This window comes from Bacillus sp. AFS041924, assembly GCF_002577195.1.
GTDB lineage: Bacteria > Bacillota > Bacilli > Bacillales > Bacillaceae_G > Gottfriedia.
Map to the genome: position 1 here is coordinate 18,350 of NZ_NULG01000119.1, position 23,068 is coordinate 41,417.

Annotated in this window: 27 protein-coding genes; 6 read left to right on the plus strand and 21 right to left on the minus strand. The window is 32.0% G+C overall.

The genetic code is table 11. The features are described from left to right. Positions 1–36: 36 nt before the first annotated feature. The 6 genes from COC46_RS19440 to rluB all read right to left on the minus strand — a co-directional run bounded on the left by COC46_RS19440 (position 37) and on the right by rluB (position 7,208). Positions 37–1,821: an ATP-binding protein gene (locus COC46_RS19440; protein ID WP_098811560.1), complete on the minus strand. Its 1,785-nt coding sequence runs from the start codon at positions 1,819–1,821 to the stop codon at positions 37–39. Continuing rightward, positions 1,821–2,540 (minus strand): response regulator transcription factor, encoded by a 720-nt coding sequence (locus COC46_RS19445; protein WP_098811561.1) that lies wholly within the window; start codon positions 2,538–2,540, stop codon positions 1,821–1,823. Before COC46_RS19445 ends, COC46_RS19440 begins: the two co-directional genes overlap by 1 nt. A 287-nt stretch (positions 2,541–2,827) precedes the next feature. Further along, on the minus strand, positions 2,828–3,994 hold the full coding sequence (ccsB, locus tag COC46_RS19450) for a c-type cytochrome biogenesis protein CcsB (protein WP_098811562.1): 1,167 nt from the start codon (positions 3,992–3,994) through the stop codon (positions 2,828–2,830). 13 nt (positions 3,995–4,007) lie between these two features. Continuing rightward, complete coding sequence (gene resB, locus COC46_RS19455; protein WP_098811563.1) at positions 4,008–5,630, minus strand: cytochrome c biogenesis protein ResB; 1,623 nt, start codon at positions 5,628–5,630, stop codon at positions 4,008–4,010. A gap of 28 nt (positions 5,631–5,658) precedes the next feature. Next, on the minus strand, positions 5,659–6,186 hold the full coding sequence (resA, locus tag COC46_RS19460) for a thiol-disulfide oxidoreductase ResA (protein WP_098811564.1): 528 nt from the start codon (positions 6,184–6,186) through the stop codon (positions 5,659–5,661). A 293-nt stretch (positions 6,187–6,479) separates the two neighbouring features. Beyond that, on the minus strand, positions 6,480–7,208 hold the full coding sequence (gene rluB, locus COC46_RS19465; RefSeq protein WP_098811565.1) for a 23S rRNA pseudouridine(2605) synthase RluB: 729 nt from the start codon (positions 7,206–7,208) through the stop codon (positions 6,480–6,482). A 210-nt stretch (positions 7,209–7,418) separates the two neighbouring features. Here rluB and COC46_RS19470 point away from each other — a divergent pair, with 210 nt between their 5' ends. Beyond that, a complete protein-coding gene (locus COC46_RS19470) occupies positions 7,419–7,697 on the plus strand; it encodes a hypothetical protein (RefSeq protein WP_098811566.1) in 279 nt (92 codons plus the stop codon). Between the two features lie 68 nt (positions 7,698–7,765). Continuing rightward, entirely contained in the window at positions 7,766–8,038 is a 273-nt protein-coding gene (locus tag COC46_RS19475; protein WP_098811567.1) for a hypothetical protein, read from the plus strand. Between the two features lie 210 nt (positions 8,039–8,248). Here COC46_RS19475 and COC46_RS19480 read toward each other — a convergent pair whose 3' ends face one another. From COC46_RS19480 to COC46_RS19540, 13 genes are all read right to left on the minus strand, one after another. Continuing rightward, a complete protein-coding gene (locus tag COC46_RS19480; protein WP_098811568.1) occupies positions 8,249–8,722 on the minus strand; it encodes an S-ribosylhomocysteine lyase in 474 nt (157 codons plus the stop codon). A 27-nt stretch (positions 8,723–8,749) separates the two neighbouring features. Beyond that, positions 8,750–9,391 carry a class I SAM-dependent DNA methyltransferase gene (locus tag COC46_RS19485; RefSeq protein WP_098811569.1) on the minus strand — a complete coding sequence of 214 codons (642 nt, stop codon included), beginning with the start codon at positions 9,389–9,391 and terminating at the stop codon, positions 8,750–8,752. Then, complete coding sequence (locus COC46_RS19490; protein WP_098811570.1) at positions 9,392–10,546, minus strand: bifunctional cystathionine gamma-lyase/homocysteine desulfhydrase; 1,155 nt, start codon at positions 10,544–10,546, stop codon at positions 9,392–9,394. A gap of 3 nt (positions 10,547–10,549) precedes the next feature. After that, positions 10,550–11,470 carry a PLP-dependent cysteine synthase family protein gene (locus COC46_RS19495; RefSeq protein ID WP_098811571.1) on the minus strand — a complete coding sequence of 307 codons (921 nt, stop codon included), beginning with the start codon at positions 11,468–11,470 and terminating at the stop codon, positions 10,550–10,552. Between the two features lie 199 nt (positions 11,471–11,669). Then, positions 11,670–12,200 (minus strand): spore maturation protein, encoded by a 531-nt coding sequence (locus tag COC46_RS19500; RefSeq protein ID WP_098811572.1) that lies wholly within the window; start codon positions 12,198–12,200, stop codon positions 11,670–11,672. Beyond that, complete coding sequence (locus tag COC46_RS19505; RefSeq protein WP_098811573.1) at positions 12,201–12,794, minus strand: nucleoside recognition domain-containing protein; 594 nt, start codon at positions 12,792–12,794, stop codon at positions 12,201–12,203. It lies immediately after the preceding gene. Next, positions 12,787–13,932 carry a D-alanyl-D-alanine carboxypeptidase family protein gene (locus COC46_RS19510; RefSeq protein ID WP_483295516.1) on the minus strand — a complete coding sequence of 382 codons (1,146 nt, stop codon included), beginning with the start codon at positions 13,930–13,932 and terminating at the stop codon, positions 12,787–12,789. Before COC46_RS19510 ends, COC46_RS19505 begins: the two co-directional genes overlap by 8 nt. 145 nt (positions 13,933–14,077) lie before the next feature. Further along, positions 14,078–15,001 (minus strand): superoxide dismutase, encoded by a 924-nt coding sequence (locus COC46_RS19515; RefSeq protein WP_098811575.1) that lies wholly within the window; start codon positions 14,999–15,001, stop codon positions 14,078–14,080. 129 nt (positions 15,002–15,130) lie between these two features. After that, the gene (locus COC46_RS19520; RefSeq protein ID WP_098811576.1) at positions 15,131–16,117 is read right to left on the minus strand and encodes an aromatic acid exporter family protein; all 987 of its coding nucleotides are present in this window, start codon (positions 16,115–16,117) and stop codon (positions 15,131–15,133) included. 165 nt (positions 16,118–16,282) lie between these two features. After that, on the minus strand, positions 16,283–16,777 hold the full coding sequence (locus COC46_RS19525; RefSeq protein WP_098811577.1) for a DUF3907 family protein: 495 nt from the start codon (positions 16,775–16,777) through the stop codon (positions 16,283–16,285). Positions 16,778–16,795: 18 nt separating this feature from the next. Then, positions 16,796–17,185: a hypothetical protein gene (locus COC46_RS19530; protein ID WP_098811578.1), complete on the minus strand. Its 390-nt coding sequence runs from the start codon at positions 17,183–17,185 to the stop codon at positions 16,796–16,798. Positions 17,186–17,257: 72 nt separating this feature from the next. After that, positions 17,258–17,839, minus strand: a complete 582-nt coding sequence (gene scpB, locus COC46_RS19535) for an SMC-Scp complex subunit ScpB (RefSeq protein WP_098811579.1) — start codon at positions 17,837–17,839, stop codon at positions 17,258–17,260. Further along, a complete protein-coding gene (locus COC46_RS19540) occupies positions 17,839–18,609 on the minus strand; it encodes a segregation/condensation protein A (RefSeq protein WP_098811580.1) in 771 nt (256 codons plus the stop codon). The genes scpB and COC46_RS19540 overlap by 1 nt, the downstream gene beginning before the upstream one ends. Before the next feature lie 209 nt (positions 18,610–18,818). On the opposite strand from COC46_RS19540, the gene COC46_RS19545 reads away from it, so the two are divergent. Together COC46_RS19545 and COC46_RS19550 are read left to right on the plus strand one after the other, a co-directional pair. Next, the gene (locus tag COC46_RS19545) at positions 18,819–18,935 is read left to right on the plus strand and encodes a YjcZ family sporulation protein (RefSeq protein WP_084006686.1); all 117 of its coding nucleotides are present in this window, start codon (positions 18,819–18,821) and stop codon (positions 18,933–18,935) included. A gap of 111 nt (positions 18,936–19,046) precedes the next feature. Then, entirely contained in the window at positions 19,047–19,568 is a 522-nt protein-coding gene (locus tag COC46_RS19550) for a DUF309 domain-containing protein (RefSeq protein ID WP_176545234.1), read from the plus strand. Positions 19,569–20,022: 454 nt separating this feature from the next. On the opposite strand, the gene COC46_RS19555 is transcribed toward COC46_RS19550, so the two are convergent. Beyond that, a complete protein-coding gene (locus tag COC46_RS19555) occupies positions 20,023–20,382 on the minus strand; it encodes a GNAT family N-acetyltransferase (RefSeq protein WP_098811582.1) in 360 nt (119 codons plus the stop codon). Between the two features lie 418 nt (positions 20,383–20,800). Here COC46_RS19555 and COC46_RS19560 point away from each other — a divergent pair, with 418 nt between their 5' ends. Beyond that, entirely contained in the window at positions 20,801–21,421 is a 621-nt protein-coding gene (locus tag COC46_RS19560) for a cupin domain-containing protein (protein ID WP_098811583.1), read from the plus strand. A gap of 106 nt (positions 21,422–21,527) precedes the next feature. On the opposite strand, the gene COC46_RS19565 is transcribed toward COC46_RS19560, so the two are convergent. Further along, positions 21,528–21,965 carry a peptidylprolyl isomerase gene (locus COC46_RS19565; protein ID WP_098811584.1) on the minus strand — a complete coding sequence of 146 codons (438 nt, stop codon included), beginning with the start codon at positions 21,963–21,965 and terminating at the stop codon, positions 21,528–21,530. A 224-nt stretch (positions 21,966–22,189) separates the two neighbouring features. On the opposite strand from COC46_RS19565, the gene COC46_RS19570 reads away from it, so the two are divergent. Next, the gene (locus COC46_RS19570) at positions 22,190–23,023 is read left to right on the plus strand and encodes a DUF1002 domain-containing protein (protein WP_255294978.1); all 834 of its coding nucleotides are present in this window, start codon (positions 22,190–22,192) and stop codon (positions 23,021–23,023) included. Positions 23,024–23,068 lie beyond the last annotated feature (45 nt).

The window sequence follows — 23,068 nt, forward strand, 5'->3', positions numbered from 1 at the left end:
CTAATTTAAGAGAAATATGTTTTATATGAAACAAGATTACTCTACATCTTTTTCGTTCATTCGTAAATTATGTGGTAATTTAACTTTAAATGTCGTTCCTTGTCCAACTTCACTAAAGACCTGTATTGATCCTCCATGTGCGTTTACAATATTTTTAGCGATTGATAAACCTAAACCCGTCCCACTTCTACCTCTTGTACGAGCTTTATCAGCCTTATAAAATCGTTCAAACACAAATGGTAAATCTTCATTTGAAATCCCTGCACCTGAATCGATAAATTTAAATGTAGTTGATGTTTCATCTTGAAATACTGTAACAATTATTCTTCCATTTTCATTTGTATGCCTAATAGCGTTGTCAATTAAATTAGTAAAAACCTGTTCCATTCGATCTTCATCCATATAGATATTTAAATGTGATACATTGTCAATCTCACCAAATAACTTTATATTTTTTTCTTTTGATAAGCCTTTAAATTTACGTAAAATTCTATCTACAAATTGGATAATAGGTACAAATTCTCTATTTAATTTAGTAAAGCCATTTTCCATTCTTGCTAAATCTAACAAGTCATTAACTAATCTACCCATTCTTAGTGACTCATCATAAATAATCTGCGACAATTCTTGCATTTCTTCTTTAGACTCTGCTACCCCATCAACAATTGCTTCACTATAACCTTGCAATAAAGAAATTGGTGTACGTAGTTCATGAGATACATGGGCTATAAAATCTTTTCTCATCTTCTCTAAACGCCTTTGCTCTGTAACATCACGAATAACAGCTACAACACCTCTAATATTCGTCTGATTGTAGAGAGGTGACATTAAAACTTGCCAATTGCCTTGTTCTAAATTTAATTCAATAAATTGCTTTTTCTCACTTTCGACAACTAATACAAATAAATCTAATAATTCTTTCGTTAAAACAAGGGATGAAGTTTCTTCCAACTGATCATCATTAAGCATTTCCAAAAATCGTTCGGCCGGTGGATTTGTTGTAACAATTTTACCTTCCTTATCAATCGAAATAACACCATCTACCATGCTTGTAATAATATTTGAGACCTTTTCTTTCTCTTGTTTTAAAGCATTCATATTAAAATTTAATTGTTTACTCATCTTGTTAAATGAGTAAGCAAGCTCTCCGATTTCATCACTTGAATGTATTGGTACTTTCACATTGAAGTTCCCAGAAGTCATACTGCTTACTACTTCCTTCATCTTTCTTAGAGGTGCTGTAATTTTAGATGAAAGGAAAAATGAGAAAAACGTTGTTAAGACGATCCCAATCGAAGCAGCGAGTAAGACAAAATTAGTCGTTTGGTGAATCATCACATTAACAGGTTGAAGTGTTTGGTAAATATAAACGGCGCCTTTTTTTGAGGCTCCATTCACTGGCACACCAACAATCAATTTTTCTCTTTCACTGTTTTCACCATATAATAATCTTTTACTGATTTCTTTATTTTTCGTTAAGGTTTCATTTAATATTTCGTCATTTTTTATTTCTTTAAAAGGTAGTTCCTGTATACCATATGTATTATTTGAATACCACGGGTCTTGCCCATCAATCGATATAATAACACGTGAATATCTACTAACTATATTATTTGATAAATACTCAACATTTGAGATTGATTGACCAGTTTCTATGACTTGTGCAATTTTCGTAGCATCATCTTTCATATTTTGAACTTGAAGATCAATATAAAATTTTTCAAAAAATCCTATTAAAACAAATGTCAGGAATGATAACACAAGTGAGACTAGTAAGATAATTGTCAGCCAAAGCTTTCCAACTAAACTTCTTAAAATCATTACTCCTGACCTACTTCGAATTTATAACCAACACCCCAAACGGTGACAATCATTTTCGCAGCATCCTCTGAGCTTTTACTTAATTTTTCTCGCAATCGTTTTACATGTGTGTCTACAGTACGTAAATCTCCGAAGAAATCATATTGCCAAACTGATTTTAACAAAGTTTCACGATCAAATACTTTATCAGGAGCCTTAGCTAAAAATAATAGTAGTTCGTATTCCTTTGGTGTTAAACTGATATCTTCACCTTCAACGATTACTTTATGAGCGTCATTATCAATCGTTAAATGCGGAAACACAACAATATCCTTTGCTGAAGTATTGTCTGAAGTAAACACAGGAACTGGGGATGAGCGTCTTAATAAAGCTTTTACCCGAAGTACTACTTCACGCGGACTAAATGGTTTAACGATATAGTCATCTGTTCCTACTTCAAAACCTTGAACTCGATTTGTTTCTTCACCTTTTGCGGTTAACATGATGACGGGAGTTGTTTTTGTTTTTCGTAATTCTCTACAAACCTCGATTCCATCAATTTTAGGCATCATCAAATCTAATACAATAAGAGAATATTCATTTTTTAATGCTAAATTTAAAGCATCTTCACCATTATCCGCTTCATCAATACTGTATCCATCACGTTCCAAATACATTTTTAATAATCGTCTAATACGATCTTCATCATCTGCTATTAATATTTTTATATTTTGATCCATTATTACGACCCCCTCTTCATAATTTTACAAAATAAAAATCGTATATTCTAGTATAATTTGTGAACATTTTTACATAATTCTTAGAATTTATTATTTCCATAAAATAGTGAAAAAAAACAAGAGTGTAGTGATTGGATGCAGGATTTAAATAGAAAGAGTAAAACATTAAAGCAGGAATCTTACATAACCATATAAAAAGAACAAGTAAAATTCAAATTTACTAGAATAGAAAAAAGCTCCGTATTGGAAAATTTTTCCTTTACGAAGCTTTTCATTAAGCTAATTAATTAAGCATAAGAGTGTAAACCTGCAATGATTAAGTTAACAGCAATTAAGTTAAACATAATAATTGCAAATCCAATAACAGCTAACCAAGCTGAATTTTCACCTTGCCAATTTCGTTTGAAACGAAGGTGTAGAAATACTGCATAGAATAACCATGTAATTAATGCCCAGTCTTCCTTTGGATCCCAGCTCCAGAATTTTGTCCAAGCAATTTGAGCCCAAATCATGGCAAATATTAATCCACCAAGCGTAAATACCGGAAAACCAATTGCAACAGCACGGTATCCAATTTCGTCTAATAACTCACTATCAACTTTTTGTACAAAAGGTTGTAAAAATGCGCCAATTCGTTTTCTTAAAATTAAACGAATAATTGCATATAATGCCGCGCCTGCAAAAATTGACCAAATGACTGTATTCAATTTTTTAGCGTTTACTATAGCTGGCATTTCTGCAAGTGCTTCAAATTTATCTTTTGTCGTTAATTCACCTTTATGTGGACCAACAATTGAAGGTAGATTATAGACCATTTCTTCTTGTATTTTATCTTTATTAATCCAATTATATTTTGCTTCGTAACCAGATGCAGCAAATCCAGTTGAAATAAGGATGAAACCAACAACAGTTACTAAGAAGTATAAAACTGCTTCTAGCCAAAATGTTTTCTTCGTTGATACTTTTTGATCAACATTTTTAATTAAATAAATTAGTCCCGTAATAAAACTAATCGCTAAAATAGCTTCACCTAAAGCTGCTGTAGTTACATGGATATGTAACCAATAACTTTTTAAAGATGGAACTAACGGTTTGATTTCGTGTGGAAATACTGTTGCATAAGCAATGATGATAATTGACAATGGTAATGCGAATAGACCTATTATATTTAAGCGATAAATAAAATAAATCATGATAAACGCTAAAATTAACATCATGCCAAAGAATGTAATGAACTCAAATAAATTACTTACTGGTGCGTGTCCCGCAGCAATCCATCTTGTTATAAAATAAGTAAGTTGTGATAAGAATCCAATTAATGTAACAGTAATACCAAGTGTGCCCCATCTATTAGGACCATTATCATTTGTTTTCATTGAGCCGCCAAAAAAGAAAGTAGCTATGATATAACAAATAAACGCGGTAAATAAAAAATTACTACTTAGCTCGTACATATTTTCCCCCTAATTAAACACTTTTCTCAGCTTGTTGATCAATCGGCATTTCTATTTTTGTGTCTCCAAACACTTTCTTCAATTCAAGCTTTAAACCATAATAGTTCTTATTTGTAAATGCCGCAACCCAAACTTCCCCATCTTGATTTTGAATCCAAATACGACGATGATACCAATACATACCTTGAATTACACCGATCATAAAGATTGCTCCTCCAATTCCAAGTAACCAAAGAGTTAAATCTTTACGTACAGTTAAACCAGTAGAATCTTTTGTTTCAATACCTGCAAATGACATCTTATATTTATTTTCTCCATTTGGTTCAATATTTTGCTTAATTGCGACAAATGCAACCTCACCTTTTGGTGTTTTTGGAGTAGTCATTTTAAATACAAAGGCTGGATTGTTTGGTTTTCTTGTTTTTGTATCAGGTTGACCATCAGAATTAAAATAAAAATCTGGAAAATAATTTTTAAGTTCTACTTTAAATCCATTTTTTAAGTCATATACTTCTTGAGGATTTTGTAAATCTACTTTTATTGGCCCTAGTTTTTCACCAGTTTGTTTATTTTGTAATGTAAATAAAAATGCACTAAATTCGCCAATTCGATAATCTACTTGATATAGAGCAAAATTTTGAAACTTCAAAGGTTCATTAACTTTAATACTATAATCCTTTACTTTTTTAAGTTTCGGATCTTCCCCTGGTATTAAATTCCCTTCACGCTTATATAAAGTAACATCTGCTTGATAGTTTTTTGGAATTTTGTCATTTCCAAAACGCTCAATCGCTTTTTTATAGACCTTACCTTCTTTATTTTTATCGTATGTTTCCATATGGAAATCATTTAATTTAATATAGTAGTTTTGGTTCGTACCAACAACAGGTTTTAATTCGCCTTCTTGAACCCAAAGAGCCTTATCCATATACATTCCAGGTACATAACGCATCATAACCCCAATTAGGAAGATAATTAAACCTATATGGTTTACGTACGGACCCCAACGAGAGAAACGGCCTTTTTCTCCTAAAATATTACCGTTTTCTTCACGAATCTTGTATCCTCTTTTTCGTAAATTAACTTTCGCTTTTTCTATTTCTTCTGGAAGATTCTCAACTCTACTAATCCCAAACATTTTTTGTCTTTTTAAAAAGTTTGGATGTCTTGTAACTGTTTGTTTGTTTAGAGCTTTATAAAGTGGTAAGATTCGATCTAAACTACAAATGACTAACGATATTCCTATAGATGCTACAAGTAGCATGAACCACCAAGAGTTAAATGTATTATCTAAACCAATTGCATCGTAAACCTTACCAAAGATTCCATATTCATCTTGATAATACGTTGCAGGATTCGCAGTTGGCGGTAGTAAATCTCTTTGTGGAAAAATAGTACCTAATGCTGCGGCTACTAGAGTAATAAGGATAATAACTACAGCAACTTTTACAGATGAAAAAAACGTCCATATTTTATCTATATAAGTTTGATTATTAACGATTGATCTTCTAGCAGTACCTTCATATCGCATATCTAGTAATTCTGTTTCTTTCTCATCTTGAGGTTTACCACACGATTCACATATTACAGTACCTACATGATTAAGGTGACCACATTCACATTTAAAAGTCTCCATTTTCTTTCCCCTAACTAATGTACACTCATCATTTTGGTAATATTTCTTTAATATAACTTTCAAAAGAGCTTGGTGTCATTTGGCCTGTTACAATTCTTTTTATTGTCCCATCAGGACTTACAAAAAAAGTAGTTGGTAAAGGATTAACACCATATATATTTAATATCTCTTGATCTTTATCAATTCCAACTGGAAAACTAAGTTTATAATCGCTTACAAATCTTTGTACTGAAAATTTCGATTCATCAGCGTTCAATGCAAGTAACTCTATTCCTTGCCCTTTATATTTTGAATAAATTTCATTCATAAATGGCATTTCTCTTTTACATGGTTCACACCAAGTACCCCAAAAATTAACAATTACACCTTTCCCTTTTTCACTAGAAAGAGTATATTTTTTGCCAGTATTAAGCTCCGTCATAGCAAAGTTTGGTGCATTACTTCCTTTAGTAATAATTTCATCTTCTTTAAAGAAATTTATGTAAAAAGTATAACCAATTGCACAAACCAAAACTAAAAGGATCATAGTTCGAATTAATGTTCTATTTTTCTTCATATATACAGTTCCTCCCATATGATAGAATATCATTATTTCCTATTCTTGAATAGAAATTTGACACGTTTCAAAAAAGACTAAATTTTCAATCATTTATCCTAGAATTAAAATGTTTAAGGAATAGAAAAAACTCGGTATTTACCGAGTCAGTGTGAAGACAATGGTCCTCAAATTATGATATCAAACTTAATATAAACACATTTCCTAAAATAGGTTAACCAGAAAAAGAGAATCTTTCGAAACTAGGCAAGTCATCCAAGAAAAATTGCGTTTCTATACAGTCAGATTCACCATTAGCGTGGCTTAGCTGAAGCCATTGCTCTTAATTTTTTCACTTCATGAGGTGATAATTCTCTTGCATCACCTGGAGTTAATCCAGTTAAATCTAAAAACGCATATCGCTCACGTTTTAATTTCATAACTGGTGTACCAATCGCCTCAAGCATTCTCTTAACTTGACGGTTTCTACCTTCATGAATAATTAGTCTAATAATTGCAGTATTTTTACCTTTATCAAGAGAAATCATCTTTACTTGAGCAGGAGCCGTTTTCCCATCTTCAAGCACAATTCCTCTTTCTAACTTACGTAGTTGCTCTTTAGTAGGGATCCCTTTTACTTTTGCAATATATTCTTTATCGATTTCATATTTTGGATGCTGAAGTAGATTTGAAAACTCACCATCATTTGTTAATAAAATGATACCTGATGTATCAAAATCCAATCTACCAATTGGGTAGATACGTTGTTTAATCATTGGAAAAAAGTCTGTTACAACTTTTCTACCTTTATCATCTGACACACTTGAAATTACGCCTGATGGTTTATATAAAAGGAAGTAAACTGGTTCTTCTTTATCAATCGGAATCTCTTCCACTTCAACACGATCATTACCAGATACCTTTACACCTAACTCAGTAATAACCTGACCATTTACTTTTACTTTTCCTTCTTTAATTAACTCTTCTGCTTTTCGACGAGAAGCAATACCCGCTCTAGCAATAACTTTCTGTAATCTTTCCATTCGATCATTTCACCTCTTCAACCATCATACAGATTTATACCCGTGAATACAAGTAAAGGTATAAGGTTTTTTAGGTATTGTAGTTGAAGTAAAGCAAATCTAAACTAAAAACCAATTTTTCAAATCTATGTACCATGTTTTCCTACCCATAACATATTTTCAAAAAACTATCATATAATTTACTAGATTTGCAGAAATGAGGTAAAAGAAATGAATTTAACATTAAAACACTCCTCAGCATTTGATCGTTCCAAAATTATATCACCAGGTAGTGTGCTTATTACTAAAAAAAATGAAACAATCTATATGCTTGTTTTTGAAGAGAATGAAGAGGAATTCCCATATGTACTTGTGTCATTAACTGACGCAAAGCTTGTTCAAAATTATGATATCACGCCTACTTTAGGTGATATTGAAGATTGGATTGGTGAAGTTACAATGGTGACTCAAAAAAATAAATTATCGATAACAATACAGGCAAATTACTAGTTTGCTGTTTAATCTATTAACATACCGTCAATAATATAATAAGTAAAATGAAAAAGGAGCTTACTAGTATGAATTATTCTTTTAATCCAGCAGTAAAATATAATTCAGTTGGTTCGTTTAAATTAGGCGATGTATTTTTCACTTCCGATAAACCTGCAAAAGCATACAAATTAATCTATGATTCTACAGAAACTAATTTTCCTTATATTTTATTATGCTTAGATGATGCAATTTCAATTCAAAGCTTTGATGATATTCCAACTATTGAAGATATAGAAGATAATATTGGAGAAATTAAATTTACGGTACCTAAGGAAAAATTACTTCTTGTCATTAATTAACTAACAATATCTATTAAATTTCCATAGTTTAGCAAATAAGTAACGTCATCAATTAAGGTGACGTTTTTCGTGTTGATGAAGAATAATCATGTCAGTTAATAACCAAATTTTCGTAAAGGGAGCTCAGTGATAATTTCCTGTAATAATTGACAAGTTCTTTTTTCAACAGCATGAAAAAACGTCATCAATTATAGATGACGTTTTTTGATATTAAGCAAATACGCTTTCTAACGTTTCGTCAGATTGCTCGGTCCAATATTTTAACCATTTTTTTGCGCCTTCAAGGTCGTGAAGTTTCGCTTGGCCGCATTGAAGTTCGTTTGCAGCTGGTACTTCTTCAACTTGAATTCCTAGTTCAGCTGTTTTACGTAATAATGCGATTACTTCTGAAATTGAAGGTGTGCCAGCGATAATTAAGTAAAATCCAGTTTGGCATCCCATTGGAGATAAATCAATAATTTTAAATGGGTCACCAGCAGGTACTGCTTCACGTACGTTTAATGCTAATAAGTGCTCTAAAGTGTGAATTGTAGCTGGTTGTAGTGCTTGCTTATTTGGTTGGCAAAAACGGATATCATATTTTGTAACGACTCCGTCTGTTCCAACTGCATGTGTTCCACAATGTCTTACATAAGGAGCAACAACTTTTGTGTGATCTAGTTCAAAGCTTTCAACTGATGGCATATCTATTTCCTCCTAAAGTTCTTCTCTCTATTTTTTTGTAGCCTCAACGATCCATACAAAATCATTATATTGTTCGAATTTCACATCAAACCCATTTTTTTCAAAATGAGAACGAACAACTGGAATAAAGGGATAATATTCTCTTTTTAAATCATCTCTTAAATTGATAAAATTTGCCTTTTCTGCTTTTGTAATTTCATTATTATATTCGTTTTCAGTTAAAAACATTGTATCTGCAAAAACAATTTTTCCGCCTGAATTCAATAATAAGCTATATATTTTAATAGCTTCATATTTTTCAAGATCAGTTAAATGATGAAAAACATATGAGCTAACAATTGTATCAATCGCGGACTGTGGTTTTGGAAAATCAATTAAATCTCCATCGTGAATTGTAATTGTCTCTCCTAATTTTTTTGAAGCAATCATTCTCATCTCAGGAGATGGTTCGATAGGAAATACAGTTTTCCCTGCATCCATCAGTAACTTTGTTAAATTCCCTGTACCGATTCCAAATTCAAGGACGCTTTTTCCACTTCTTTTAACGATTTCTCCAAGTATTTCATCATAACGTCGAAATGCTTCTTTATATTCTGGGTCATGGCCTTGAACAAATGAATCGTAACTTTCTGCCCATCCTGTAAAAACATCTAAAAACTCTCTACCCATTTATCTCACCTTTGATGTTTGAAATATTAATGCTTGTTCTAGGTCTTCAATTAAATCTTCAATATCTTCTAGTCCGATTGATAAACGAATTAATTCATCAGAGATTCCTGAAGCAATTCGTTTTTCTCTTGGAATCGAAGCATGCGTCATTTTTGAAGGAATACCTACAAGACTTTCAACTGCTCCTAAACTTTCAGCTAAAGTGAACCACTTTAACTTACCTACAAATTCTTCTGGATCTAGACCTTCTTTTAATTCAAAAGATAACATGCCACCAAATCCACTGCTTTGTTGTTTTGCTAGTTCATGATTTGGGTGAGTCGATAATCCAGGATAGAATACTTTATTTACATTTGGATGATTCGTTAAGAAATTGACAATTGCTTCAGTATTTCTTTCATGCTCTTCCATTCTAATTCCAAGTGTTTTAATACCACGTTGTAGGATCCAACTATCGTTTGGACCTAAAACTCCGCCAATCGAGTTTTGGTAAAATGCTAATTCTTCTGCAAGGTCATCTCTATTCGTAACAGCAAGACCTGCTACTACATCACTGTGTCCTCCAAGGTATTTAGTACCACTATGAACAACGATATCTGCACCTAATGTAAGTGGTTGTTGCCAGTATGGAGTAGCAAATGTATTATCAACAATCGTGATTAAGTCATACTCATTAGCAAGTTTAGCAATTGCTTTTATATCAGTAATTTTTAATAATGGATTACTAGGTGACTCAATAAAAATCGCTTTTGTATTTGGTGAAATAACATTTTCAACTAAAGTAATATTACTCGTATCAACAAATGTAGCCGTTACACCTAAATTTGATAATACTCTAGTCAGTAAACGGTAAGTACCTCCATATACATCATCGCCCACTACGATATGGTCACCAGTTTTGAATAAACTAAAAACAGTATGAATAGCTGCCATTCCAGATGCAAATGCAAATCCTGCCACACCGTGCTCAATGTCTTTCATTAACTCTTCAAGAGCATGTCGTGTCGGATTGCCTGTTCTGGAATATTCAAATCCTCTATGTTTACCAACAGCATCTTGCTTATACGTACTAGTTTGATAAATTGGAACACTAACCGCACCAGTTGTTTCATCTCTACTAATTCCCCCGTGTATTAACGCTGTCTTTTTCTTCATCTTTTATCCCTCACTATATATGTTTTTACTTAAGTATCTTTCACTACTATCTGGGAAAATCGTTACGATTGTACTCCCTGGTTTTGCTTTTTGGGCTTCCTTTAAACTTGCATATAACGCAGCTCCTGAGGAACTTCCAACTAAAAGTCCTTCTTTCATTGCTAGTTCTTTTACTAATCGAAATGCATCTGCATCAAGTACTGTATAAATATCATCAAATAAGTTTGTATTTACAAAAGGAGGAATGAACTCCATTCCAATTCCTTCAGTGTCATGTGATCCTGGCTCTCCACCGTTTAAAATCGATCCTTCTGGTTCAACAATAACTGTTTTTACACTTTGTAAATGATCTTTTAAATACTGAGCTGTTCCAGTAAATGTTCCTCCACTTCCAGCTCCAGCAACAAATACATCTATTTTTCCATTCAGCTGGTCAAAAAGCTCTGGTCCTAATGTTTTGTAATAGGTTCTTGGATTCGCTTCATTACTAAATTGTGAAGGTACAAATGAATTCGGTATTTCTTGTGAGAGTTCATTTGCTCTTTTAATTGCACCTGTCATTCCATCTTCAGTAGGTGTATTCACAATTTTTGCGCCTAGTGCTTTCATCAATGTTTGTTTTTCAATACTAAATTTTTGAGGAACGACAAATAGGACGTTAACACCATATTTTATCGCAGCAAGCGCTAACCCAATCCCTGTATTTCCAGCGGTTGGTTCAATTACTGTGCCGCCTTTTTCTAATTTACCTTCGTTCATTGCACTTTCTAATAATTCCATTCCAAGTCGATCTTTTACACTACCACCTGGGTTACAGAATTCTAACTTAGCAAATAGTCTTGTTCCTTTTGGTAAAGGGAATGTTGTAATTTCAAGCAATGGTGTTGATCCGATCAGCTCGTGTACTGACTTTACAACTTTCATAGTTTCAAACTCCTTTATGTCACAAAAAGGTTAGTTTCTTCCAATCCATTATATGCAACATGGGTAAAATTGAATGTTGTCTTAATACCAACTATTCTTATTGGTATTATAAGATATTAATTTTAAATGCGCAATAAAAAAGTACTTTTATCCTAAAATAAAAGTACTTTTCAATGGATTCAAATCGACTAGGTTTTAGTTAAGAAAAGAACATCGTCACAAAAATAATTGAAAAAATAATACTGATTGCATCTGCAATTAATCCTACTTTTAATGCATCACCCATTTTTCGAATGCCAACCGCTCCAAAATAGACGGTTAGAACATATAGTGTCGTATCAGTACTACCTTGCATAGTTGAAGCTAATCTTCCAATAAATGAATCGGGTCCATATGTTTTAATTAAATCTGAAGTGATCCCTAGTGCAGCCGAACCCGAAATCGGACGAATAATTGCAAGAGGAAAAACTTCAGCTGGAAAACCTAATGAACTTAATAATGGACGTAGAAGTTCTACACAAAATTCTAGTGCACCTGACGCCCTAAAGATTGAAATGGATACAAGCATCCCAACCAAGAATGGAATCAATTGTACTGCAATTGTAACGCCTTCTTTTCCACCCTCTACAAAAGATTCGTATGTCGGTACCTTCTTCCATGTTCCATGTATTAAAATCGCAGCGATAATAAATGGAATGATATAAAGAGAAATGGTATTCATATATCCCATTTATTTTCTCCCCTTTCGATTTCGCCTACTTGCAAAAAAACTATTTACAGCAAGTCCCCCAATAAATGAAACAACCTGTGCAAGTATTGTAACACCTACTATTTCAGTCGGGTTTGAAGAATGATATGACATTCTAACCCCTATGACTGTTGTAGGAATTAATGTGATCGCACTTGTATTTAAAGTTAAAAATGTAATCATGTCATCACTTGCTTCATTGCTATTTCTATTTAATACCTTTAATTGCTCCATTGCTTTTATTCCGAGTGGAGTAGCAGCATTCCCTAGACCGAATAAATTGGCCACCATATTTGACATAATATATCCAAGTGCTGGATGATTTTTAGGAATTCTCGGAAATAGGAATGATAGAAATGGTTGAAATATTTTTGAAAGTATTTTTAACAATCCAGATTCTTCTGCTATTCGCATTAGCCCTAACCAAAAAACAAGTACACTTACTAGTCCAATAATAATTGTGATTGCTTGTTTTCCCCCGTCAAAAACTGCCTTATTTACTTCGTCCATGGTGCCGTTAATCATTGCAAAAATAAAACCAATTATCGTAAGAGCAACCCAAATAATATTAACCATCTGAGTGCTCTCCCATTAAATTCAATAAAACCTGCTTACTATTTTGGATGATCTCTTTTGTAAATACTTTCACCTTACTACTACTATAAAAAATATTTCTAAATCCAATTTGTTCACCTTCTAGCTCGATAATCGCTTTACCAACAATTGCATCGTTAGCTATTTTTTTATTAGAAGGCTTTTGCATTTCAATCGTAATTCTTACTTGATCTTTCTCTTTCTTTTCTAGCGGATATGAGAAATCATTTTTCAAATAAACATGACCTTTATATTTTTGATTTGTTACTTCCTTAATTCCACCTTTGCTTAATACCTTTGTTAAAGGATAGTTACTAAAACCATATTCAAATAGTGACATATGATCTTGCCAATCTTGACCATCATTTAATGTTACAACAATTAAGTCCATTCCGTTTTTGGAAGCAGTCGATACAAGTGTTCTTCTTGCTTTTTTCGTAAATCCAGTTTTACCCCCTGTACTGTACTTGTACATAAACGTAAGTAACTTGTTTTTATTCTTCCAAACATAATCCCAGGATTCTGCCGTATTTGGTGCACGGTGTACTTTTGTTCCTGCAATTTTTGCATATTTAGGATTTTCCATAGCGTATCTAGTTAATAACGCCATATCGTAAGCAGACGAGTAATGCTCTTTTCCTTGCTGGTCTAGCCCTGAAGGATTGCTAAAATATGTATGACTCATTCCGATTTCTTTTGCTTTTTCATTCATCATATAAACAAAGCCTTCAATGCTACCTCCAACAGTCTCTGCAATTGCATTAGCTGCATCATTCCCAGACCTAAGCATTAAACCATAAACTAAATCCTCTAGTTTAATTTTTTGTCCAGGTTTTAAATAGATGGATGATCCTTCTGTTTGTACTGCTCTTGAACTAATCGTTACAGTGTTTTGCATTTTGCCTGACTCTACAGCAAGGAGAGCAGTCATAATTTTCGTAATACTAGCAATTCTTTCAGAGTCATGCATCGCTTTGCCATACAAGATACGTCCAGTTTTTTGATCCATCAAAACTGCATTTCTAGCACTAACTCCTCCAAATGCTTTAACATTATTCGTCGGAATAATAATCCCGATTAAAAATAAGCCAATGATTCCGATTACTAGCCATTTTTTCATCTTTCGCATCAACTCCACAGTTAGTCCTAATTAGTACAAGTTTACGAATTATATTATAAAAAAATGACATTTTTTATGAAAAAAGTGCTGAATTTGTTCAGCTATCCAACCTGAGCAAATCCAGCACTTCCTATTTTTTAGTCAATTAGTAAAATGGTTGCCATTTTAATTGACTAGCATAATCATATCGATATTTCACATCTGGCCAATTAACGATGTTCCAAAAATTCATAATGTATGCATCTTTATCGTACTTATATTGCAAATAATAGGCATGTTCCCAAACGTCCAAAACTAATAATGGAATTGTATCCCATTGAGTAAAGAATTGGTGTTTCTCTGTTTGAAGAATCTCCAATCGATTCGCTCTCGGAACCCAAACTAAAATCGCCCAACCGACACCTTCTACTTTTTTAGCAGCTTGTGTAAAATGCTCTTTAAAGTCTTCGTAACTTCCGAAGTCATCCTCAATTTGCTTTAAAAGAACCCCATGAGGTTGCCCTCCACCTGATTTACTTAAATTATTCCAAAATATCGTATGCAAATAATGACCTGAACCGTGAAACGCAAGCTCTCTTTCCCAATGCTTAATTAAATCATATTCCTTATTTTTTCTAGCCTTTTCTAATTCAAGCTCAGCTTTATTTAAACCATCTACATAGCTTTTGTGGTGCTTATCATGATGTAGCATCATAATTTCTTTTGTAATATAAGGCTCTAAGGCATTATAAGGGTATGGTAATGGTGGTAGCTCATGTTTACCAATCTCTACTTTCTCTTCAACCTCTATTACCCGATACGCATAGCTATCATCATATTCCTCTTCATTTAATATTGAAATTAACCGTTCCTGGATATCATCAACATCCATACTAATTTCATCTAAAAATGAATTTGGATCTACATAATGATTTGATGTCCCCATTCTGTTTAACAATAATTTAATTTTATATTCTAATAGTTCTTTTTCTTGAATATGGTCAAATCTTTCAGCTAGCAACTGTAAAACATTCGCACACCAGATTTCTACCTCCTGAAAGTAAGTGACGAGTTCAGATTGATTTAACATCATACACCTCCATCAGAGAATATAAATTTCTCTTCTACTTTCCATTGTATGACATTAAATTTATTGCTATTCCAGTATTCATTTACCGGTATTCATTTGTTTAACGCAATGAATCACTATTTTAAAATGTTAGTTTAAACTTTCTAAAACAATTTGATTTTCTGAATAAAACTCCAATTTTAATGAAATCACTTTTTCCAATTCATAAACGATCATCATTAAACTAGCTCTTGTTTCAAACTCATCTCTTGATTTTGGCAATGGCATTTTCCTAAAATCGTTCATCATATGATTAAATTCACCTAATAATTCAATACCGGTAGACTTTTCTTTTAAGTAAACTCCTGTGTCTTCAAAAAATTCTGCGACGATTTTTGAATGAGGATAATTTAACTCAACCTTCTTTAATAATGGGATGATTTGATTAGCTATGATTTCAAATTGACGTTCTCTCATTTCAAAATAATTAATATAGTACAAGTTTGTTTTTATAAAACTATTTTCAACTTGTCGATATGCTAATTTTTTTGCCGTTTGTAACAGTATTTTTGTTTCCTTAATTAAATCTGATTGTAAATCTTCATCCTTACCCTTCATTTTTAAAGCGATTCCTAGAAGCAACATTTTAAAATTTTGTTCAATTTTCTTTTGGGATTCGATCATCTTTTTCTCGATACTTGGCATATATGTATTCATTATTAAAGCAATTAAGATCCCTACGGCCAATATTTCCACTTGATTTAATAAGAAAGAAATTGATTTATCATTGCTTACATAGATTTGTAAAACAATAACGGAGCTCGGAATAATTCCTTCCTGTAACTTCAACGTGACTAATAAAGGAATTGTTAACAGAAAATAAATGACAACTGTTAGTGGAGTATAACTTAAAAATTCAAACATCATCCATCCAATTAACATCGCAATAACTGATGCTACAAATCTTTGAATTGCAACAATAAAAGATCTGCGTTTAGTATTTTGAATACTTAATAGCGTAACGACAGCAGCCGTGCTGTAATTTTGTAGATGTAGCGCTTCGGCAATTAAGAGAGAGATCCCACTTCCTATCGCTGTCTTAATTGTCCTTTGTCCAATTGAATACATTTGTTTCATTTCTAATCCTCTTCTCTTACAAAGAAATTTCAATTGTATTGTAACGTATACTTACTAATAATTTCTAGAAATATCCATTTTTTTAATTTTTTGCACAAAATGAAAAGACTAGAAATTTTCTAGTCTTTTATCTACTTTTACTATTTACATTTAATTATTTTCTAATTACTGTTTGTATTGCTGCATTAATTTTGTTGAATAATCTGTTTCATAATACTCAAGTTCTTCACGCATTTGTTGAAAAACTTTTTCTAATGATGAAAATAAGTCCTGAATTGTACCTGGCACAGCTTTATAAAAAGTAATTGCTTGATTACCTGTGTATGCTGCACGACTATTTTCGTACCAAGCATCATTTTTAGGAGAGAAGAATTCTGCGATACATCTGTGATAAATTTTATGTAATGTGTCTTCAGCTGTCGCTTTATGGAACTGCCCACTTAATATTTTCTCACAAACTTCTTTTGCATCCTCACAATAGACTGTAATTCTACGCAATGAAGAAAGTATTTTCTCTAAGTAGTTAGGATCCACTGCTGAATTTTCATGTTGAAATGACGGTAAAGAATTCTTATTTAAAAACAAATTACACTCTAGACCAACAATCCCTAATTGATTTCCAACAATTTTTAATTGATGCTCTACCATCTTATTCGACATTTTATTCCCTCCGTTAAGTTAGATCGATAGTTCAATTTTATTTGAATTTTGTTTAATACTCCTCACATATCCTACCACTTTATCAAAATCGACACCTTGCAACTCTTTTACAAATTGATCTAATTCATTAATATATATTCTTTTTCTTCCTCTATAGTCAGGATTTTTAATGATTAGAGCTAGTGCCACTACATCACGAAAATCTACTAATTCTTCACTATTAAAACTAGTTAAATTTAATTCACTTACTTCAGAAAGTTTTTCTTCAAAGAAACGTACATATAAAACAGAAGTTACAATTTTTTGACCATTATATTCATATTCAACTTCAGAACGATTAAAAAAATCTTCTGAAGTATTTGGTTGAGCCTTTACTAATTCATACCCATGACTATTATAAATTAACAATACTTTCACCCTCCAAAATATCCATAGTATTAGTTTAACATAGTACGCGGGAAGAATTGCAGAATTTTTTAACTAATCTTGTTTTTCTAATTTGCTAAAAAATAAATCTGCCTCTTCTTCAACCTCTTCCATTTTTAAATCTTGTGGAAGAGGTGGTAGTTCCTTAATGTTTTTAAGACCAAAATAATCTAAAAACTCAGATGTAGTACCATATAGAATTGCACGTCCTGTACCTTCAGCTCGTCCAACTTCTTTAATTAAATATTTTGAGACTAGAGTTTGAATTGGTTTTTCTGTTTTAACTCCACGAATGTCTTCAATTTCTGTCCTCGTAATTGGTTGTTGATAAGCAACGATCGCTAACGTTTCTAATGCTGCTTGTGATAACGAAGAATTTGAAGGACTTTCAACTAATTTTTTGAAATACTCTCCATGTTCTCTTTTTGATGTAAGTTTATATCGATTAGCTAAAATTCTAATTTGTAAGCCTCGATTAGGATTTTCGTATTCTTTTTTTAGACTTTCAATTAGTTCTAATACATCTTCTTTATTTAATTCTAAAGTCTCAGAAAGCTCAACAATTGATATTCCTTCATCGCCAGCTACAAATAAAAGGCCTTCTAGAATCCCTTTTAAATTATTTTCTTGTTCCATTACAAGTACACCTCAGCTTGCTTATCTTCAAAAACTTCACGTGATATTAGAAAAATTTCTGAAAAATTTTGTTCCTGTTCTACTACAATTTCTTTTGTTTTCATTAACTCCAAAATCGCTAAAAAAGTAACGACAATACTTTCTTTATCATTATATGGAAATAAATTTATGAAATTAGTTCTCTTTTTAATACTTTTTAAATAACTAATAATTTCATCCATTCTTTTCTCAATCGATATTTCTTCACGAACGATTTTAGTTTGAAGTGGTTCTTGAAGCTTTTTACGTTTAAATAGCTTTTGCAGTGCACCAAACATATCATAAATCGTAACATCAGATGGCATGACTATATCTTCAGGTCTAGGACCATATTCAGATAAATCAGCTGGATTTCGGGTAAAAATCATTGCACGTTCTGATTCTTTTTCCTGAAATACAATCGCAGCTTCTTTAAATTGCTTATATATAATTAATCGATTCATTAATTCTTCTCTAGGGTCTTCTTCTAGTATTGCATCCCAATCAGCTTGTTCTTCATGATTAGGTAAAATACTTTTACTTTTCATCGCAAGTAATTCAGCAGCCATCACTAAATATTCACTTGCAATATCCAATTCTAATTCTTTCATTGTATGAATATATGAAACATATTGATCTGTTATTTCAGATACAGGTATATCATAAATATCAATTTCAAATCGTTGAATTAAATGAAGTAGTAAATCTAATGGCCCTTCAAATGCATCAATTTTAACTTCATATTGCCTCACAAACTACTCACCAACTTACATTTAAAATAAAAATATACTCTATAACAGTATAAAGTATTATTTCATAAAACTATATAACAGAAAAGGATTTTTCATCGATCAAGTCACTTTGTTCCTATTTTTTTGTTTTTTCGCCTATACCATTTTCTAAAATTTTTCATAAGATATCAGTGCAAGAAGAATTATTTTTTTGGTAAGGAGGTTATTTCATGAGTAAAGGTGCTGTTTCTCCAGAGTTCGGCGGTTTCGGCCACGGCAGAGGCTTTGCTTTAATCGTAGTATTATTTATTTTATTAATCATCGTTGGATGTGCTTTCGTCTGTTAATTTAACCCCGTGAATAAACAAAACGTGAAAGTCTAGACATTAGCTCTAGGCTTTCTTCTTTTTAAATAATTCCATTTCTGTTAATATTTTAGTAATAAAGAGGTGAAAAACTTGGTCCATTACAATAAAAATGAACGATACATAAAATACTTATGTCATTTCCATTTTGATCAAGACTTTTTTGAATGTCATGAAATTCTAGAAGAACAATGGAAACTTGAACTAAACGATGATTATAAAAAAGTATGGTTAGGTTTAATTAGATTATCGGTAGTGTTATATCATTATAGAAGGAAAAACTTTACCGGTGCTAAAAAATTAATGCGACACGTCATTTCGTTTTCAAATGATTCGAGTTTATTGGAAATGGCTGGGATTGATCCAATTCGTTTTAAACAAATCATATCAGATTTACAATTGAATATTCAAAACGAAACAGATTTTCACCATTTTGAGCTCCCAATAAATGACCAAGAATTAGTTAAAGGATATCAAAATCAAAAAGAACACTATGCATCTTTTACGGAAGATTTAATGAATAAACATTCTACACGTGATCGATCAGATGTTATTTCGGAAAGATTAAAACAGTTAGAATTAAGAAAAAAAAAAATAGAAAGTAAACAAAAATAACTCAACGATATTTTTCAATTTTAAAGGAGGCTGTATGATGTTGATTTCCACTGCAGGTTGCTCGCTTTCCATGGGGCGAGACCTGAGCCTCCTCGGCACGCCTGCGGGGTCTCAGCCTTCCCGCATTTCCCATAGGAGTCGATCAACCTTTCGTTCCAATCAACTTATTCTACAAAAAAAGCCTACAACTATAGAACTTTATTAATACCATTTACTTAGAGAAATATATCATTTAATTACTCAGTATTTTTGCCAATAAATATCCTTCTAACATTAAACAGCTTGAATATTTTTAAAATATAAAAACATACCTTATTAAAAGCAAATTATCATTTAAAATAATTTCTATAACAACATCAAAAAATTATTACTTTATTCTCAAATGTTTCGTTTTATAACCGTTTTAACTATTAAACAACGTAAAAAAGGTGCTCATAAATTAAGCACCTTTTTTCTATAATACTTTTAAACTAACATGACAATGTTCAATAAATGAAGCTATTTCTTGCGTTGTTACGATTGTATAGTCTGTATACTGAGATCTTATAGCTTCGTAAAGTGAAGTTGCAATACCTTGGTTTCGGAATGAAGGGTTCACACTTAAATGTTTAATCAAAATAACTTTATCTGGCAGTAGTTGTATTCCAATAATCCCTACAATATCGTCTAATTTCCAAAGGAATAAATGATTATCATCTTTCGTTTCATATTCTTTAATCGTATTTACTAAATTCTTCACATTCTTTTCATTCGGCATAAACGAAAGCAGGCCCATTGCAATTTTCTCATATGTTTTCTTATACCTAATTAACATGTTAACCCCTCTTAAAAATTATTAAAACTCTAATTTCCCCTATAAATCAATACATAATATATGATTGATTTCCCCTCTATAGTACGGCAAATACATAAAATCGTTCCAAATATATCAATATTTCAAATATATAATTCTCACATTTTTCTGTCAAGTCTGAAAAAAATAAAAGAACACGATCGAGGATGGAGGGAAAGAATTAGAAAAATTGAAAATCCTATAAAAAACTTTTCAAATTGTTGAAAAAGAAACGCGTTAATAAAATACCAAATATATGTAAAAGAAGCCCTGTAAGATTGATTTCTTCTACAGGATATTCCCTTTCCTTCTATCTCTTTTCGTTTAGGCTTTTGTCACCAATTAATCTATATTTGAATAAAGTAAATTTTAATTAGATTTTACTAAAAGGATGATCATTATGAGGTTGGATTTAGATTATACATCGCCAAGTATTCAATTTACTTTTGATTTGAATAAGAATCATGCGTTTATAAAGGATAATCAAAACTTAATTAATCAACTTAGTGTTAATGACTTGAATACTTTGGATAATTTATCATTATTAGATATTTATTTAAGTGTTAGTAATGTAGTAGAGCCACATTACCATCAAAACTCGTCAGAATTAGTTTATTGTATTGCTGGATCCGCGGTTGTATCGATTTTGAATCCTTATACAAAGCAGCTTTTAAATTTCCCAATTACGCCTGGGCAAGTTGCAAATGTTCCCCAAGGCTGGTGGCATTATGAAATCGCAACTGTTGACAATACTCATCTATTAGCGATTTTCAATGCACCTAGTCCTGACGTAATTTTATTTTCTGATTTAATGAAGTTCACACCTTCAAATATCGTTTCACATACTTACTGTCTAGATGAAAATCAATGGAAAACTGCAACAGCATCTTTACAACCTTCTGTATTTATTGGACCACCAAAAAACTGTAATCAACAAGTTCAAAGCAGGCAAGGGTATGGAGAACACAATAATCAGACTTACTATCATAATAATAACCAGTATTATTATCAACAACGTTAAACATATTGGAAATATAGAAAAAAAAACCACGAGGAATTTTCTTTCCTTGTGGTTTTCGTTTTCCTATTTTGAAGTCCTTTAAAAAAGACTTTAATTTAATTAGAGACTATTCTTCGTCCCAAACCTTAACTTCTTTCATAACGTCTCCGTTACGCATTCTTAAAACTGTATCCATTCCTTCGATTACTTGACCAAAAACCGTATGTACTCCATCTAAATGTGGTTGTGGCTCGTGAACGATAAAGAATTGGCTACCACCAGTATCTTTTCCAGCATGTGCCATTGATAAAGCTCCAGCTTTATGTTTTAATGGATTACCAACTGTTTCACATTTAATATTGTATCCTGGGCCACCTGTTCCGTTACCGTTTGGATCTCCACCTTGAGATACGAAACCAGGAATTACACGGTGGAAAGTTAATCCATCGTAAAAACCTTGGCGAATTAATTTTTCAAAGTTTTCAACTGTACCAGGTGCATGCTCTGGGAATAATTCGATTAAAATTTGTTCACCATTTTCAAACGTAATACTTGCTTTTTTCATAATAAAATCCTCCTTATGTATGTACAACAATTTCATAAGACTTAATTGTCCTATAATTATCATTACTGAATAAACTAGTAACGCTGATATTATCATACAAAAAACAAAAAGTAATGACAAGTTTTCGAAAAGTACTATAATAATATTGTAAGATGAAAAATTTGGATTAGTGTAAAGGGAGTGTCTCTTTGTTAAAACGAAAGTTAATAGCGTTCACCTTATCAATGGGATTAATAGCTATGCCTTTATCGGTATTTGCTGATTCTGTTCCTGGTGAAACAATTGTTACTCTTGGACAAAATTTAACTGAAACGCAAAAGAAAGCATTATTAGCAGAAATGAATGCACCAGCTGATGCTAGAATTGTTACCGTTTCGAACCAAGAGGAGCATAAATATTTAGATGGTACTGTACCTAGTGCTCAAATTGGTACACGAGCTCTTTCATCTGCTATGATTACAATTGGTGAAAAAAATACAGGCATCGTCGTTCAATCAAATAATATTTCATGGGTTACTAACTCAATGTATACAAATGCCTTAATTACTGCTGGATTAAAGGATGCAAATATTGTTATAACAGCACCATTTGAAGTATCTGGTACTGCAGCTTTAACTGGGATTATGAAGGCTTATGAGCTAAGTTCAGGAGAAGTTATTCCTGATGATGTTAAAAAAGTAGCAAATGAAGAAATGGTTAAAACTGCAGAGCTTGGTGATTCAGTTGGTAATGAAAAAGCCGTACAACTTGTTACGAAAGTGAAAGAAGAGCTTGCAAAAAATCCTAACATGTCGACTGATGAATTAAAATCATTAATCGATCGCTTAGCAAATGATCTTGGCATTACATTAACGGCTGATCAAAAAGCTAGTTTAATGGCTTTATTTGAAAAAATGAAAGATTTAAATATTAATTGGGATCAAGTAGGTAACCAATTAACTAAAGCTAAAAATAAAATCTCAGAATACTTAAATTCTGAAGAAGGTCAATCTTTTATTCAAAAACTAAAGGATTTCTTCTCAGCATTATTTGATGCGATTCTTTCATTCTTTAAATAATAATGAAAAAACCCGGTTACTTAAACTAGTCTGAACCCCATTTTT